At 71.7% G+C, this 12,781-nt stretch carries 17 protein-coding genes; 5 read left to right on the forward strand and 12 right to left on the reverse strand.

The features are described from left to right. Positions 1 to 40: 40 nt before the first annotated feature. The 8 genes from C7S10_RS17770 to C7S10_RS17805 form a co-directional block, all read right to left on the reverse strand. A complete protein-coding gene (locus C7S10_RS17770) occupies positions 41 to 1,111 on the reverse strand; it encodes a sensor histidine kinase (protein WP_243395455.1) in 1,071 nt (356 codons plus the stop codon). 9 nt (positions 1,112 to 1,120) lie between these two features. Further along, entirely contained in the window at positions 1,121 to 1,387 is a 267-nt protein-coding gene (locus C7S10_RS17775) for a DUF4031 domain-containing protein (RefSeq protein ID WP_108345800.1), read from the reverse strand. A 7-nt stretch (positions 1,388 to 1,394) separates the two neighbouring features. Next, positions 1,395 to 3,062, reverse strand: coding sequence for an ATP-binding protein (locus C7S10_RS17780; RefSeq protein ID WP_108345801.1), 1,668 nt, complete (start codon positions 3,060 to 3,062; stop codon positions 1,395 to 1,397). A gap of 51 nt (positions 3,063 to 3,113) precedes the next feature. Continuing rightward, the gene (locus C7S10_RS17785) at positions 3,114 to 3,974 is read right to left on the reverse strand and encodes a TrmH family RNA methyltransferase (RefSeq protein WP_423802723.1); all 861 of its coding nucleotides are present in this window, start codon (positions 3,972 to 3,974) and stop codon (positions 3,114 to 3,116) included. Then, a complete protein-coding gene (rplT, locus tag C7S10_RS17790) occupies positions 3,971 to 4,357 on the reverse strand; it encodes a 50S ribosomal protein L20 (protein ID WP_108345803.1) in 387 nt (128 codons plus the stop codon). The genes C7S10_RS17785 and rplT overlap by 4 nt, the downstream gene beginning before the upstream one ends. 57 nt (positions 4,358 to 4,414) lie before the next feature. Then, on the reverse strand, positions 4,415 to 4,609 hold the full coding sequence (gene rpmI, locus C7S10_RS17795; RefSeq protein WP_108345804.1) for a 50S ribosomal protein L35: 195 nt from the start codon (positions 4,607 to 4,609) through the stop codon (positions 4,415 to 4,417). Between the two features lie 48 nt (positions 4,610 to 4,657). Beyond that, on the reverse strand, positions 4,658 to 5,356 hold the full coding sequence (gene infC, locus C7S10_RS17800) for a translation initiation factor IF-3 (RefSeq protein WP_108345805.1): 699 nt from the start codon (positions 5,354 to 5,356) through the stop codon (positions 4,658 to 4,660). Between the two features lie 240 nt (positions 5,357 to 5,596). Further along, positions 5,597 to 6,097: an SseB family protein gene (locus C7S10_RS17805; protein ID WP_423802722.1), complete on the reverse strand. Its 501-nt coding sequence runs from the start codon at positions 6,095 to 6,097 to the stop codon at positions 5,597 to 5,599. 33 nt (positions 6,098 to 6,130) lie between these two features. Here C7S10_RS17805 and C7S10_RS17810 point away from each other — a divergent pair, with 33 nt between their 5' ends. Genes C7S10_RS17810 through C7S10_RS17820 form a run of 3 tightly spaced genes read left to right on the forward strand, consistent with a single transcriptional unit; the run spans position 6,131 to position 8,344 of the window. Continuing rightward, a complete protein-coding gene (locus tag C7S10_RS17810; protein WP_108345807.1) occupies positions 6,131 to 6,589 on the forward strand; it encodes a cellulose synthase in 459 nt (152 codons plus the stop codon). Then, entirely contained in the window at positions 6,586 to 7,797 is a 1,212-nt protein-coding gene (locus C7S10_RS17815; protein ID WP_207769451.1) for an amino acid deaminase/aldolase, read from the forward strand. Before C7S10_RS17810 ends, C7S10_RS17815 begins: the two co-directional genes overlap by 4 nt. After that, complete coding sequence (locus C7S10_RS17820; protein WP_108345808.1) at positions 7,787 to 8,344, forward strand: uridine kinase family protein; 558 nt, start codon at positions 7,787 to 7,789, stop codon at positions 8,342 to 8,344. Before C7S10_RS17815 ends, C7S10_RS17820 begins: the two co-directional genes overlap by 11 nt. Here C7S10_RS17820 and C7S10_RS17825 read toward each other — a convergent pair. Then, positions 8,314 to 9,279 (reverse strand): GNAT family N-acetyltransferase, encoded by a 966-nt coding sequence (locus tag C7S10_RS17825; protein WP_108345809.1) that lies wholly within the window; start codon positions 9,277 to 9,279, stop codon positions 8,314 to 8,316. The genes C7S10_RS17820 and C7S10_RS17825 overlap by 31 nt on opposite strands. 75 nt (positions 9,280 to 9,354) lie before the next feature. On the opposite strand from C7S10_RS17825, the gene C7S10_RS17830 reads away from it, so the two are divergent. After that, the gene (locus C7S10_RS17830) at positions 9,355 to 10,287 is read left to right on the forward strand and encodes an aldose 1-epimerase family protein (protein WP_108345810.1); all 933 of its coding nucleotides are present in this window, start codon (positions 9,355 to 9,357) and stop codon (positions 10,285 to 10,287) included. 4 nt (positions 10,288 to 10,291) lie between these two features. On the opposite strand, the gene C7S10_RS17835 is transcribed toward C7S10_RS17830, so the two are convergent. Genes C7S10_RS17835 through C7S10_RS17845 form a run of 3 tightly spaced genes read right to left on the reverse strand, consistent with a single transcriptional unit; the run spans position 10,292 to position 11,875 of the window. Beyond that, complete coding sequence (locus C7S10_RS17835) at positions 10,292 to 10,771, reverse strand: PH domain-containing protein (protein WP_108345811.1); 480 nt, start codon at positions 10,769 to 10,771, stop codon at positions 10,292 to 10,294. Further along, positions 10,755 to 11,600 carry an ATP phosphoribosyltransferase gene (gene hisG / locus C7S10_RS17840; protein ID WP_108345812.1) on the reverse strand — a complete coding sequence of 282 codons (846 nt, stop codon included), beginning with the start codon at positions 11,598 to 11,600 and terminating at the stop codon, positions 10,755 to 10,757. Before hisG ends, C7S10_RS17835 begins: the two co-directional genes overlap by 17 nt. An 11-nt stretch (positions 11,601 to 11,611) precedes the next feature. Beyond that, entirely contained in the window at positions 11,612 to 11,875 is a 264-nt protein-coding gene (locus C7S10_RS17845) for a phosphoribosyl-ATP diphosphatase (protein WP_108345813.1), read from the reverse strand. Positions 11,876 to 12,170: 295 nt separating this feature from the next. Between C7S10_RS17845 and C7S10_RS17850 the strand changes: the two genes are divergently transcribed. Beyond that, entirely contained in the window at positions 12,171 to 12,752 is a 582-nt protein-coding gene (locus C7S10_RS17850) for a GNAT family N-acetyltransferase (RefSeq protein ID WP_108345814.1), read from the forward strand. Positions 12,753 to 12,781: the final 29 nt, after the last annotated feature.

A 12,781-nucleotide genomic window follows, 5' to 3' on the forward strand; every position in this document is an offset into this window, starting at 1 on the left:
GCGACCGACTGACCAGCGACCGGCCGGTCAGGTCGACCGGTCAGGTCGGTCGGAGGTCCTCCGAGGGCCAGTCGACCACGACTCGCGCTCCCGCTCCGGGTGCGTCGGTGACCTGGACGTAGCCCCCGTGCGCGCGGGTGAGCCCGCCGACGATGTACATGCCGAGGCCCGATCCCCCGCTGGCGCCGTGCTTCCAGAACTTCGTGAAGATGCGGTTGCGCATCTCCTTGGGGATGCCGTCCCCCTCGTCGTCGACGCAGATGCGCACGCCCGGGTAGGCCGCGTCCTCGGACATCCTGGACAGGCTGACGCGGACCAGTCCCTGCCCGTGTCGGACGGCGTTCTCGACCAGGTTGGTCAGCACCTGGGTGAACTTGTCGGGATCGGCGAAGACCTCGGGCAGGTCCTCGTCGGCGGTCAGCTCGATCTCGCGAGCCGTGCCGGCGCCGACCGAGTCGACGACGCGTCGCGAGAGCTGGACCGCGTCGGACTCACGGGGATAGAGCGGGAGGCGGCCGGTGTCGATGCGGGCGACGTCGAGCAGCTCGGCGATCAGCCGGACCAACCGGTCGGCGTCGGCGTTGACGGTCTCGAGCATGAGCTTGCGCTGGTCGTCGTTGAGCTTGTCCCAGCGGTTGAGCAGGGCCTGGACGAACCCTTTCACGCCCGTCAGCGGTGAGCGCAGCTCGTGAGCCACGGTCGCCACGAGGTCGGAGCGCTCGCGGTCGAGCCGCGCCCGGCCACGCCCGGAGCGGATGCCGATGGCGATCCCGACGACGGGGCCGAGCGGCTGGTCGCGCACCATCCGCGCGGTGGTCAGCACCTCCTCGCCGTCGGTGTTGATCCACGACTGCTCGGGTATCCCCGACCGGGTGTTGAGGCTGCGCTCGGGGTGGTTGACGTGCCACCAGTTGCGGCCGTCCTGGTCCTGCAGCCGCAGGACGGCGTCGACCCGCGACCCGCTGGCGGCCTCGACGGTGGTGCCGAGCAGCCGGGCAGCGTGGTCGTTGATGAGGGTGATCTCGCCACCGACGGTGGCGCCCACGATGCCGTCGGGATAGAGGTCCGCCAGCGACCGCAACCTCGTGGGTCGCGGTTCGATGTAGGGCACCGGCACACCCTAGTCCGCGGTCGCGGCCTTCGGTCGACGCAATCCGGCGCGGCGCAGGCGCGTCACGAGCTCGCGGGAGGTCACCGGCTCGGCGCCGGCAGCCAGCATGGCGGCGTACGCCTCGGACGGGACGTCGTAGTGGTCGCGGTCGAAGCCGCGGGCCGGCACCCCCGCACCGAGGGCGAACTCGTGGAGCTCGTCGAAGGAGGTGTCGCTCGCGAGGTGAGACCAGGTGCGGCCCCATCGCTCGACGGCCGGCGGGTCGATCAGGATCATCGGCCCATCATGGCTGGTCCAGCAGTGCGGGCTCGGAGTCGCCGGCCATCGGGAGGTCGACCCAGAAGGTCGACCCCTCCCCCTCGCGGGACCAGAACCCGACCGAGCCGTCGTGGGCCTCCGCGATCGACCGGGCGATGCTCAGCCCGAGCCCGGTGCCCGGCACGGCGTGCTCGCGGGCGATCGAGCTACGGAAGAAGCGCTCGAAGATCCGGTCCTGCTCGGGCCGGGCGATGCCGAGCCCGGAGTCCTCCACGGAGATCCGCGCCGTGTCGCCCCGGGTCGCGAGTCGGATGCAGATGCTGCCGCGCCCGGGGGTGAACTTGATGGCGTTGCTGACGAAGTTGACCACTACCCGCTCGATCTCCTGCTGGTCGGCGTGCACCTCCACCGGGTGGTCGGGCACCTCGACGCCGACCGTGAGCTCGCCGTGCCGGGCGGCCGGGATGGCCGCGGTGTCCTGGGCGGCCTGCACGCAGGCCCGCAGGTCGATCAGCTGACGACGAGGCGCCCACTCGTCCTGGTCGAGCGCGGCGATCCGGAGCACGTCCCTGGCCAGGGTCAGCAGGCGGTCGGCGTTGCGCGACACCCGGGCGAGCAGGTCGGCGCGGCGGGCCTCGGGCAGGTCGTCGCCGTCCTCGAGGAGCTCGACGTAGCCGACGATGCTCGTCAGCGGCGTCCGCAGCTCGTGGCTGATGGTGCTGATCAGCTCGTTCTTGGCGCGGTCCATCGCCTGCATCTGCACGTTGGCCTCGCGCTCGCGTGCCAGCGCCGCCGACGTGGCCTCCTCGACCTCGCGCTGCTGGGCGACCATCGCGAGCCCGCGCTCCCGCTCGAGGGCCACCCCGGTCGAGATGACCAACGCGATCAGGACGTTGGTGGCCATGAAGCTCTGCAGTCCGGCGAGCACCGAGACGAGGGAGGAGTCGAGGGTGTGCACCTCGAAAGGACCGAGTCCGAGCCGGGCGAAGACGTTGATCGCCGCCCCGAGGACGAGCAGCTCGAGCACCGCCCAGCGGGACGGGAACCGGGCGCCGGCCCACACCGCCACCGGGGTCAGCAGGAAGGCGACGGACTGGACGTTGTTCGGTGCGTAGGTCAGCGCGAGCGCTGCGACCAGCACGCCGAGGTGGACCACCAGCTCCAGCGCGGAGGGCGACAGCGACGGCGCGGGCCGCTCGAGGACCAGCAGCAGCAGCACCAGGTTGCAGCCCAGGTGGTTGATGAACACCCAGGCGGCGACCACCGACGCGCTGCGGTCGACCACCCCGAACGACAGCGCCGCCGACACGAGGGCGGGCACCGAGCTCCCGAGCGCCACGACGAGGAAGTAGCGGCGGAGGTCGGTCCAGGTGTGGATGCCGGCCGGTCGTCGCCAGCCGTGCGTGAGGAGCATCGCGATCACGCCGGCCTCGATCGCGTTGGCGAGCCCGAGCCACGGGCCGGTGACGGGATCACGCCCGCCGAGGACGTTGCCGGCCCAGGTCGCGGCTGCCGCGAGGACGACGAGCGCGGGGATGTGCCGGCGTGGCGAGACCACCATGACGCACGCGGCGATCCCCGACGCGAGCCACCACTCGGACACGCGCGCACCGCCGGGCGAGGTCACCACGGCGAGATAACTCGTCGCGAGGACGAGCAGCAGCCCTGCTGCTTGCCGTCGGTGCAGTGCCATCAGTCTCCGCCGCAGAGGGAGCGCGTTCGGGGGTCGCACTCTGCGCGGAGTCTAGTGAGCGCCGGCGTCCCGCGCAGTTCCGACCGATCCGCGAGCCGCGCGCTGCGCCTGGGCGCTGGCGTAGAGGCACACGGCGGTCGCCGTCGAGAGGTTGAGGCTCTCGGCGCGGCCGTGGATCGGGATCGCGACCCGGTGGTCGGCCAGGGCCGCCAGCTCGTCGGGCAGGCCCCATGCCTCGTTGCCGAAGAGCCACGCCGTGGGACCGGCCAGCTCGGCGTCGAAGAGGTCGAGCTCACCCGACCCGTCGGCCGCGAGGACGGTGTAGCCCGCGGCCCGCGCTGCGTCCACCGCGGCGGCGGCGTCTGACTCGATCGCGATCGGCAGGTGGAAGGCGCTGCCGACGCTGGCGCGCACGGTCTTGGGGTTGTAGAGGTCGACCGACTGGCCGGCCAGGACCACCCCGGCGGCGCCGGCGGCGTCCGCTGTGCGGATGACGGTGCCGGCGTTGCCCGGGTCGCGGACGTCGGCGCAGATGACGAGCAGGCGCGGCTGGCCTGCGGCCGCGGACACCGCCTCCTCGAGCGGTACGTCGAGGTGGCGGCACAGGGCCACGACGCCGGCCGGGCTCACGGAGTCGGACAGCGACGCCATGGCCCGGTCGTCGACCAGGGTGACCAGGCGGGCGGACGCCAGCACGTCGGCGTACGCACGGGAGGCGGCGGGCGTGGCGAACACCTCGACCACGCAGTCGGGCACGCCGAGCGCGCCCTCGACGGCCTTCGGGCCGTCGGCGAGGAAGAGCCGCCGCTCGGTGCGGACCGAGCGGCGGCTCAACTTGCGAGCCTCCTTGACGCGGCCGTTCCCCGCGGTCAGCGGAGCGCCGGGCGTCAGTGGAGTGCTCTCGTGGTTCAGGCGGAGACCTTGGGCGCGTTGACGTCCTCGGGCAGCGCGGCCTTGGCGGTCTCGACGAGCGCGTTGAACGCGGCCACGTCGTTGACGGCGAGCTCGGCGAGGATCTTGCGGTCGACCTCGACGCCGGCCAGGTTGAGGCCTTGGATGAAGCGGTTGTAGGTCATGCCCTGCGCACGCGCGGCGGCGTTGATGCGCTGGATCCACAGCTTGCGGAAGTTGCCCTTGTTCTTGCGGCGGTCGTTGTAGCTGTAGACGAGCGAGTGGGTGACCTGCTCCTTGGCCTTGCGGTACAGGCGCGACCGCTGACCGCGGTAGCCGGAGGCCCGCTCGAGGACTACCCGGCGCTTCTTCTGGGCGTTGACCGCCCGCTTGACGCGTGCCATTTCTCTACTCCTTGATCAAAGAACTGTGTGGGGTGCGCGTGGGTCGAGTCCGCGGACTCAGAGACCCAGCATCTTCTTGGCACGTGCGTTGTCGGCCTTGGCCACCTCGACGGTGCCCGTCAGGCGACGCGTGACCTTGGAGGCCTTCTTCTCGAGGTTGTGGCGCTTGCCGGCCTTCTCGCGAAGGATCTTGCCCGAGCCGGTCACGCGGAAGCGCTTGCTGGCACCGGAGTGGGTCTTGTTCTTGGGCATCGTGTGTCTCCTTGATCTCAGATGTCCTGGGACGACGTGACGAGTCGCTCAGATGTCGATGTCGTCGTCGAGGTTCTCGGAGCGACGACGCTCCTTCTTGGCCGCGACCGGGCCGGCAGCATGGGCTGCCTCGCGCTCGGCGTCCTCGGCGGCGACGGCCGCTGCGCGCTCGGCCATCTTCTCCTCCTTGGCCGCGGCGGCGTCGATCTTGGCGTCGGCCTTCTTCTTGTGCGGGCCGAGCACCATGATCATGTTGCGGCCGTCCTGCTTGGGCGACGACTCGACGAAGCCCAGCTCGGTGACGTCCTCGGCCAGTTTCTGCAGCAGCCGGAACCCGAGCTCGGGGCGGTGCTGCTCGCGACCGCGGAACATGATCGTGATCTTGACCTTGTCGCCGGCCTTGAGGAACCGGACGACGTGGCCCTTCTTGGTCTCGTAGTCGTGCGCGTCGATCTTCGGACGAAGCTTCATCTCCTTGATGATCACGTTCGTCTGGTTGCGTCGCGCCTCACGAGCCTTCTGGGCGTTCTCGTACTTGAACTTGCCGTAGTCCATGAGCTTGCAGACAGGCGGCCGACCCTGGGGCGCGATCTCGACCAGGTCGAGGTCTGCCTCCTGGGCAAGCTTCAACGCCTGATCGGTCGGCACGATGCCGACCGTCTCGCCATTGGGTCCGACGAGTCGGACCTCGGGAACGCGGATCCGCTCGTTGATTCGCAGCTCGGTGCTGATGTGTCCTCCAGAGATTGGGTGGTGGTGAGACCCTCGTGGAAGACATCTGCTCTCGGAACAGGCCCGAAATGAACAATGGCTCCCGCTGTGTCCAAGCGGAAGCCAGCGTCAGGCCCACGAAATTCTCGTGTGCCTGATCCGGACCGTGACCCGACGACCTCGCGGTCGGTGCGGGTGGGGGACGAACTGCGTGTCTCCGCTTGGTGGATCGATCCCGCAAGCGGGACTGATCGGTCAACAACGAAGACTAGCCGATCATTCCGACGACGGGCCAATCCACGCGGTGCGGTCCCCGACCCGGGCCAGCCGGTAGCCCGCGGCCAGCGCACGCAGGTCGTCGTCCTCGACCACGACGGTGGTGGGCCCGGCGATGTCGATCACGACCGCGGCCGCGTCCTCCTGCACCGCCGACTGCGCGGCGAGCCGCGCGACGACCGGGACCGGGCGGGCGTCGGGGTTCCACCGCGCCAGGGCCTCGGTGGAGGTGAAGGCGAGCAGCGCCAGCCGCCCGTCCGCGCCGCGCATCAGGACCGCCGCCATGTCGCTGGACTTGTCGTGCGCGAACCCCTGCTCGTCGTGCTCCACCTCGCCGAGGATGGCGACGACCGGGACGAGCAGCCTGGCGTCCTGGAGGGCGAGGAGCACCTCGCCGTGCGTCGCCTCGTCGCGGGCGTGGGCCGCGACCGCCGCGGCCAGTGCTGCGTCGGCCTCGCCGGTGTCGCCCGCGAACCCGGGATCGGGGATGAGTCGCTCCACGGCGCCCATTGTCCACTGTGCCAGTCTGGACACGTGGACGAGGCAACCTGGGCGGCGCTCGCCGCGACCCTGACCCTGCTGGGACTGGTGTGGACGTACGTCTCCTACCGGCGCCGCGGCGCCGTGGCGGCGATGCGCGCGCTCGGCTTCACGACGCTGCCGGTCGCCGCGTGGCTGACGGGCACGCTCGAGATGTTCACCGAGATCGGCGGCTCGGTGGCCGACTGGGCCACCGGCCTGGTCCTCAGCCCGATCACCTGGGCCGGCATCGGGGTCGCCGGGTTCGGAATCGTGCTGATCGTGATCTCCGGCTACCTGCGCGACCGCCAGATCGCCCGCGGGCTGGACGCCGGCGGCACGGCCCCGCGCGCCGAGAGGGAGCGGTCCCTGCCGGCCGGGTCCTCCACCTCGAGCGGCACCGGGTCTAGCCCCGTCGTCGACGACGACCTGGCCGACATCGAGGCGATCCTGAAGCGACGCGGCATCCAGTGACCGACCTCGTCGGGCGCAACCGCCTGTGGGCCCGGCTCGACCAGGCCGTCGCCGCACACCCCGACCTCCCGACCCCGATCGCCGTCGTCGACCTCGACGCCTTCGACGCCAACGCCGACGACCTGGTGCGCCGGGCCGGCGGGAAGCCCATCCGGGTCGCGTCGAAGTCGTTGCGGGTCCCGGCGCTGCTCGAGCGTGCGCTGGCCGGGCCGGGGTTCGCCGGCGTCCTGGCCTACACCCTGCGCGAGGCGCTTGCCCTCCACGACCTCGGCGTCACCGACGACGTCGTGGTGGCCTACCCCAGCGTGGACCGGGGTGCACTGGCCGCGCTCGTGGCCTCCCCCGCCGCCGCTGGTGCGATCACCCTGATGCTCGACGACGTCGCCCACCTCGACGTGATCGACTCGGTCCGCTCCTCGAAGGCAGTGCAGGTCCGCGTCGCCCTCGACATCGACGCCGGCCTCCGCCTCGGCACCCAGCACGTCGGCCCGAAGCGCTCCCCGCTCCACGACGCCACGGACGTGACCACGCTCGCGCGCGCGGTCGCGGAGCGCGACGGGTTCCGCCTCGTCGGCGTGATGACCTACGAGGGCCAGGTCGCCGGCGTGCCCGACGACGTCCCCACCCAGCGGGCGCGGTCGCTGGTCGTGCGGCGACTCAAGCAGGCATCGGTGGCCCAGCTCGGCGTACGCCGCCGTGCGATCGCCGAGGCGCTGCGACCGATCGCCGACCTGGAGTTCTTCAACGCCGGCGGCTCGGGCTCCGTGGAGACCACCGTGGCCGACCCTGCCGTCACCGAGGTGGCCGCCGGATCGGGCCTGCTGGTGCCCGGCCTCTTCGACCACTACCAGTCCTTCACCCCGCGTCCCGCCGCGTTCTTCGGCCTCCGGGTGAGCCGCAAGCCCACTCCTGACCTCGCCACCGTGCACGGCGGAGGACTCATCGCCTCCGGCCCGGTGGGCGACGACCGCGCCCCGATCCCGTGGGCTCCCCCGGGCCTGCACCTCACGAGCCTCGAAGGTGCGGGCGAGGTGCAGACGCCGCTGACGGGCCACCCGGCCGCACTGCTGGGGATCGGCGACCTGGTGTGGTTCCGGCACGCCAAGTCGGGTGAGCTCTTCGAGCACGTCAACCGGGTCCACCTCCTCGCGGGCGAGGAGATCGTCGAGGACGTCGCGAGCTATCGCGGCCTCGGGCATGCCTTCTGAGGAGTGGGCCACCCGCGTGCTCGAGCACGCGTCGGCGACCGCGCCGACCCTCGGGGACGGTCGGCTCGTGTGCATCGACGGCCCCGCAGGCTCGGGCAAGACCACCCTGGCCGAGGCCCTCGCGGAGCTCACCGGCGCGCCGGTGGTCCACACCGACGAGATGCTCGAGGGCTGGCGCGGGCTGCCCGGCCTCGCCGCCTCGGTCGACGCCCTCCTGCGCCCGCTGGCAGCGGGCCGGTCGTCGTGGCGGCGGTGGGACTGGCACGCCTCCGCCTGGGCCGAACGGGTGCCGGTCGCGCCCGCCCCGCTGCTGGTCGTCGAGGGGGTGGGGGCCGGCGCAGCGGCGTACGACGACCTGGTCACGACGCTCGTGTGGGTCGAGGCGGAGCCGGAGGTGCGCCTCGACCGGTGGCGTCGGCGTGACGGGGAGATGATGGCCGCGCACTGGGAGCAGTGGCTCGCGGACGAGGACGCCCTGCACGCGCGGGAGCGGACCCGCGAGCGCGCGGACCTGGTCTACGCCAGCGGCTCTTCGCGCAGCACGTAGTCGTCCTGCCGGTGCCGGACGGCGTAGCCCGCCCGCTCGTAGATCCCGAGCGCGCCGGTCGGGTTCTCGGTGTCGACGTCCAGGCTCGAGGTGTCGAACCCGGCGTCGCGGCACGCCCGGAGCGTGTGCGCGAGCAGGTGGGTGGCCAGGCCGCGGCGGCGGTACGGCGCCAGGGTGCCGACGTAGGCGACGTACGCCTCGCGACCGCCCTCCCCGGAGGGGGCGTTCTCGTACTCGTGCACGAAGACGTAGGCGGCCACCCGCCCGTCGGCAGCCGGGTCGCGCAGCACGAACGACTGCTCGTGGCGGGCATGGGCCGCCTTGACCATGAACGCGTGCCAGTGGGTCTCGTCGGTGGCGGTGTGGTCGGGGTAGTCGCGGAACGCCTCGTCGTGCGCCCGGCGCAGCTCGTCGGCCTGCGCCGGGGCGAACGTCTCGAGCGCGAGGTCGTCGGGCAGGACCGGCGCCGGGACGTCCGTCAGGTCGGAGAACATCATGAAGTTGTGCCGGCCGGCGACGAGGCCGTGCGCGACGAGCAGGGCGACCTGGTCGTCGCGCCCCGCGAGGGCCCGCACGGTCAACCGCAGGGCCGTCTGTGGCGCCTCGGTGGCGTGGACGCTGTGCGCGGCCTCGATCGCCCGTCCGAGCATGGCGGTGCCGATCCCCTCGCCGAGCCGCGCCGGGTCGACGTCACCGATCTGCCACACAGGGTGGACGCCCTGGTCGGCCGGACTGGGGAGCAGCACGGTGAACGCGACGAGGTCGCCGTCGACCCACCCGCCGTCGAGCACCATGCGGGGGTAGTCGGACATGAGCTCGCGCACCTCGGGGGTCGACAGCTCGAACCCGATCGGGTGGTCGACCGAGATCCGCGTCAGCAGGGCCGCCAGGTCCTCGGCGTCCTCGGTCGTCAGCGCGCGCGTGGTGAGGGTCATGGCCCGAGGTTAGGGCGCGCGGAGCGGTCACGCAGCAGGCTGGGTCGACCCTCGGCACGGCCCTAGGGTGTGCGCATGGTCTTTCCTTCTGGCGATCAGTTCGAGATCGCGGCCGCCGGCTACCGTGCTGTCGTCACCGAGAGCGGGGCGGCGCTGCGCGTCCTGTCGTACGGCGATCGCCCGCTCGTCGACGGGTTCGCGGAGGACGAGATGGCACCCGGAGGTCGCGGCCAGCTGCTGATGCCCTGGCCCAACCGCATCCGCGACGGGAGGTACTCCTTCGGGGGTCGCGACCTCCAGCTCGCCCTCACCGAGCCGAAGCGCTCGAACGCCTCCCACGGCCTGGCCAGGTGGGCGGCGTGGACGCTGGAGGAGCACACCACCAACTCCGTCTCGCTGGTCTACCGCGTGATGGCGCAGACCGGCTATCCGTGGGCGGTCGACCTGCACGTCCTCTACGACCTCGGCGCGGACGGGCTGACCGTGACGCAGACCACGACCAACCTGAGCGGTGAGCCTGCGCCGTACGCCTGCGGGGCGCACCCGTACCTGTGCGTCGGCCAGCCCGCGAATGGCGCGATCGACGCGCTCGAGCTGACGCTGCCGGCCGGGACGCGCACGGTCACCGACGACCGGCTGATCCCCGTCGACACGGTGGCGGTCGAGCCGGAGCACGACTTCCGCACCGGGCGGACGATCGGGGCGATGTCGTTCGACCAGGCGTACGGCGCACTCGAGCGGGTCGACGGGATCGCCACGGCCACCCTGCGCGGCGCCAACCGGAACGGGGTGGCGCTCTGGGTGGACGAGAAGATCCCGTGGTTGCTGCTCTACAGCGCCGACGACGTCGCCGGGAAGGAGCGGCGCTCGCTGGCGGTCGAGCCGATGACGGCCCCCACCAACGCCTTCAACTCCGGCGTCGACCTCGTGACGCTCTCCCCCGCCGGCCAGCCCGGTGACGAGCTGTCGGTGACGTGGGGCATCCGCGCCCTGGTCGACGACGAGTAGGGCCTCACCGGTCGATCAAGGCGCGTATCGCGCGCACGGCATCCCGCGCCCGGTCGCCGTCGGTGCCCTGGATCGCGAGCAGCGATGCCGTGGTGCCGTCGGCGAGGTCGACGCTCGCCCACGGAGCGCCGGCGGTCAGGTGGATCGAGATGACCTCGGCCCACTCCAGCTCGCGCTTCCTGTAGCCGTTGACCACGGTCAGACCGGCCTCGGTGGCGACCACCCGTGACCGCGCGATGGCGTAGCCGGCCGCCACGTAGAGCAGCCCGATGAAGACCACCGTCGAGCGCTGGAAGAGCGTGAACTTGGCGCGGATCTCGGGGTCGAAGCCGAACCACGCGAAGGCGCACGTGGCGAAGAGCATCGCGCCGAAGAAGATGACGGCGACGCGCGCGCCGAGCGGACGCCACGTGCGTGGCAGTGCGGGCGCTGGGGGTGTGGCTCCCGGGGCCATCTCGCTCACCCGCTCAGAGCCGGCAGGCATGGATGTCGGTGAGCAGGATGGCACGGGCGCCGACGCCGTACAGGTCGTCCATCAGCCGCTGGGCGCCGGCACGCGGCACCATCACGCGGACCGCGACCCAGCCGGGCTTGCCGAGCGGCGAGATCGTCGGTCCCTCGAGCCCGGGCGCCAGCACGGTCGCGCGGTCGAGGTTGGCCTGCTCGATGTCGTAGTCCATCATCACGTAGCTGCGGGCGACCAGCACGCCCTCGACGCGGCGTCGGAAGATGTCGAACTCGGCGTTCTCGGCGCCCTCCCGTGCGATCAGCACGGCCTCGGACTCCAGGATCACCTCGCCGAAGGTGGCCAGGCCCGCGGCCCGGAGGGTGGAGCCGGTCTCGACCACGTCGGCGATCGCGTCGGCCACACCCAGCTGGATGCTGGTCTCGACGGCGCCGTCGAGACGGGTCACGGTGGCGTCGATGCCACGCTGGTCGAGGAAGGCGCGGACCACTCCGACGTACGACGTCGCGATCCGCTGGCCCGCGAGCTCCTCGAGCTCCTCGAAGCGCCCCGCGGGGCCGGCGAAGTGGAAGCGGGAGCGGCCGAAGCCGAGCTGCATCGTCTCGATCGCCTGGGCGCCGGAGTCGAGGAGCAGGTCGCGACCGGTGATGCCGACGTCGAGGGTGCCCTCGCCGACGTAGAGCGCGATGTCGCGGGGGCGGAGGTAGAAGAACTCGACACCGTTGTCGGCGTCGATGAGCGTGAGCTCCTTGGAGTCGGAGCGCTGGCGGTAGCCGGCCTCGCGCAGGATGTCGCTCGCGGCCTGCGACAGGGCGCCCTTGTTGGGGACGGCGATGCGGAGAGTCATCGGGGGCCTCCTCAGAGGTGGGAGTAGACGTCGTCGAGGGTGAGCCCGCTGGCGAGCATCAGCACCTGTGCGTGGTAGAGCAGCTGGCTGATCTCGAGCGCGGTCGCGTCCTTGCCCTCGTGCTCCGCGGCCATCCAGGACTCGGCGGCCTCCTCGATCAGCTTCTTGCCGATCGCATGGATGCCGGCGTCGAGCTGCTGCACGGTGCCCGATCCCTCGGGTCGCGTGGCGGCCTTCTCGCTCAGCTCGGCCCAGAGCTCCTCGAACGTCTTCACGGGGCCCAAGCCTAGGCGGTCGCGGGTTCCCGCCGGTCGCCGGTCCGGGGACCGGCATCGGGTTCGGGGCGTACGCGGGCGCGGTGCTGACCGGCTTGGTGTCGTGGCTCGACACCCCGTGCGGTTGGCAGGTGGATACCAGATTCGGGTTTTCTCGCCCTCATCTCGGCTCGGTAGGTATCTGGATACCTACCGCGCGGCGGTGGCCCTCGAAATCCGGTGTTGAGGTATGCACCTGCATACCCACCGGGCGCGGCGGGCGGGTGTCGATGTCGCCGGGCGCGAGACTGGTGCCATGGACGAGCTGACCGGTGTCCCCGACTGGGGACGGCTGACCTGGCCGCGCACGACCGACCGGCTGACGCTGCGACCCGCGACGGCGGAGGATGCGGACGCGATGTTCGCCTACCGCGCGATCCCGTCCGTCGCCCAGTGGATGACGAAGCTGCCCACCGACGTCGAGTCGTGGCGATCGGACTTCGACAAGCGATCGCCGTACGCCCTGGTGATCCTGCTGGACGGCGAGCCGATCGGCGACCTGTTCCTGAAGACGGAGGACGCCTGGTCGCAGGCCGAGGTGCGCGAGGAGGCGAAGGACGTCTTCGCCGAGATCGGCTGGTGCCTGGCACCCGCCCACGAGGGGAAGGGCCTGGCCACCGAGGCGGTCCGCGACCTGCTGGTCGCCTGCTTCGACGGTCTCGGGCTGCGGAGGGTCGTGGCCCACTGCTTCGCCGACAACGAGCCGTCGTGGAGGTTGATGGAGCGCATCGGCATGCGCCGCGAGGCCCACACCGTGCGCGACACGCTGCACCGCGACGGGCAGTGGTACGACGGCCTCACCTACGCACTGCTCGCCGACGAGTGGTCGCAGCGCTGAGGCTGGTCTCGGTGGGGACCGTGGGCTAC

Source organism: Nocardioides currus, assembly GCF_003057875.1.
Lineage (GTDB): Bacteria > Actinomycetota > Actinomycetes > Propionibacteriales > Nocardioidaceae > Nocardioides > Nocardioides currus.

Excerpts from the sequence above, each read along its gene's own strand:
- C7S10_RS17835 (WP_108345811.1), bottom strand. The coding sequence starts at position 10,771 with ATGCCTGCCGGCTCTGAGCGGGTGAGCGAGATGGCCCCGGGAGCCACA.
- C7S10_RS17780 (WP_108345801.1), bottom strand. The coding sequence starts at position 3,062 with ATGGCACTGCACCGACGGCAAGCAGCAGGGCTGCTGCTCGTCCTCGCG.
- C7S10_RS17850 (WP_108345814.1), top strand. The coding sequence starts at position 12,171 with ATGGACGAGCTGACCGGTGTCCCCGACTGGGGACGGCTGACCTGGCCG.
- C7S10_RS17825 (WP_108345809.1), bottom strand. The coding sequence starts at position 9,279 with ATGACCCTCACCACGCGCGCGCTGACGACCGAGGACGCCGAGGACCTG.
- C7S10_RS17820 (WP_108345808.1), top strand. The coding sequence starts at position 7,787 with ATGCCTTCTGAGGAGTGGGCCACCCGCGTGCTCGAGCACGCGTCGGCG.
- hisG (WP_108345812.1), bottom strand. The coding sequence starts at position 11,600 with ATGACTCTCCGCATCGCCGTCCCCAACAAGGGCGCCCTGTCGCAGGCC.
- rplT (WP_108345803.1), bottom strand. The coding sequence starts at position 4,357 with ATGGCACGCGTCAAGCGGGCGGTCAACGCCCAGAAGAAGCGCCGGGTA.
- rpmI (WP_108345804.1), bottom strand. The coding sequence starts at position 4,609 with ATGCCCAAGAACAAGACCCACTCCGGTGCCAGCAAGCGCTTCCGCGTG.
- C7S10_RS17830 (WP_108345810.1), top strand. The coding sequence starts at position 9,355 with ATGGTCTTTCCTTCTGGCGATCAGTTCGAGATCGCGGCCGCCGGCTAC.
- C7S10_RS17775 (WP_108345800.1), bottom strand. The coding sequence starts at position 1,387 with ATGATCCTGATCGACCCGCCGGCCGTCGAGCGATGGGGCCGCACCTGG.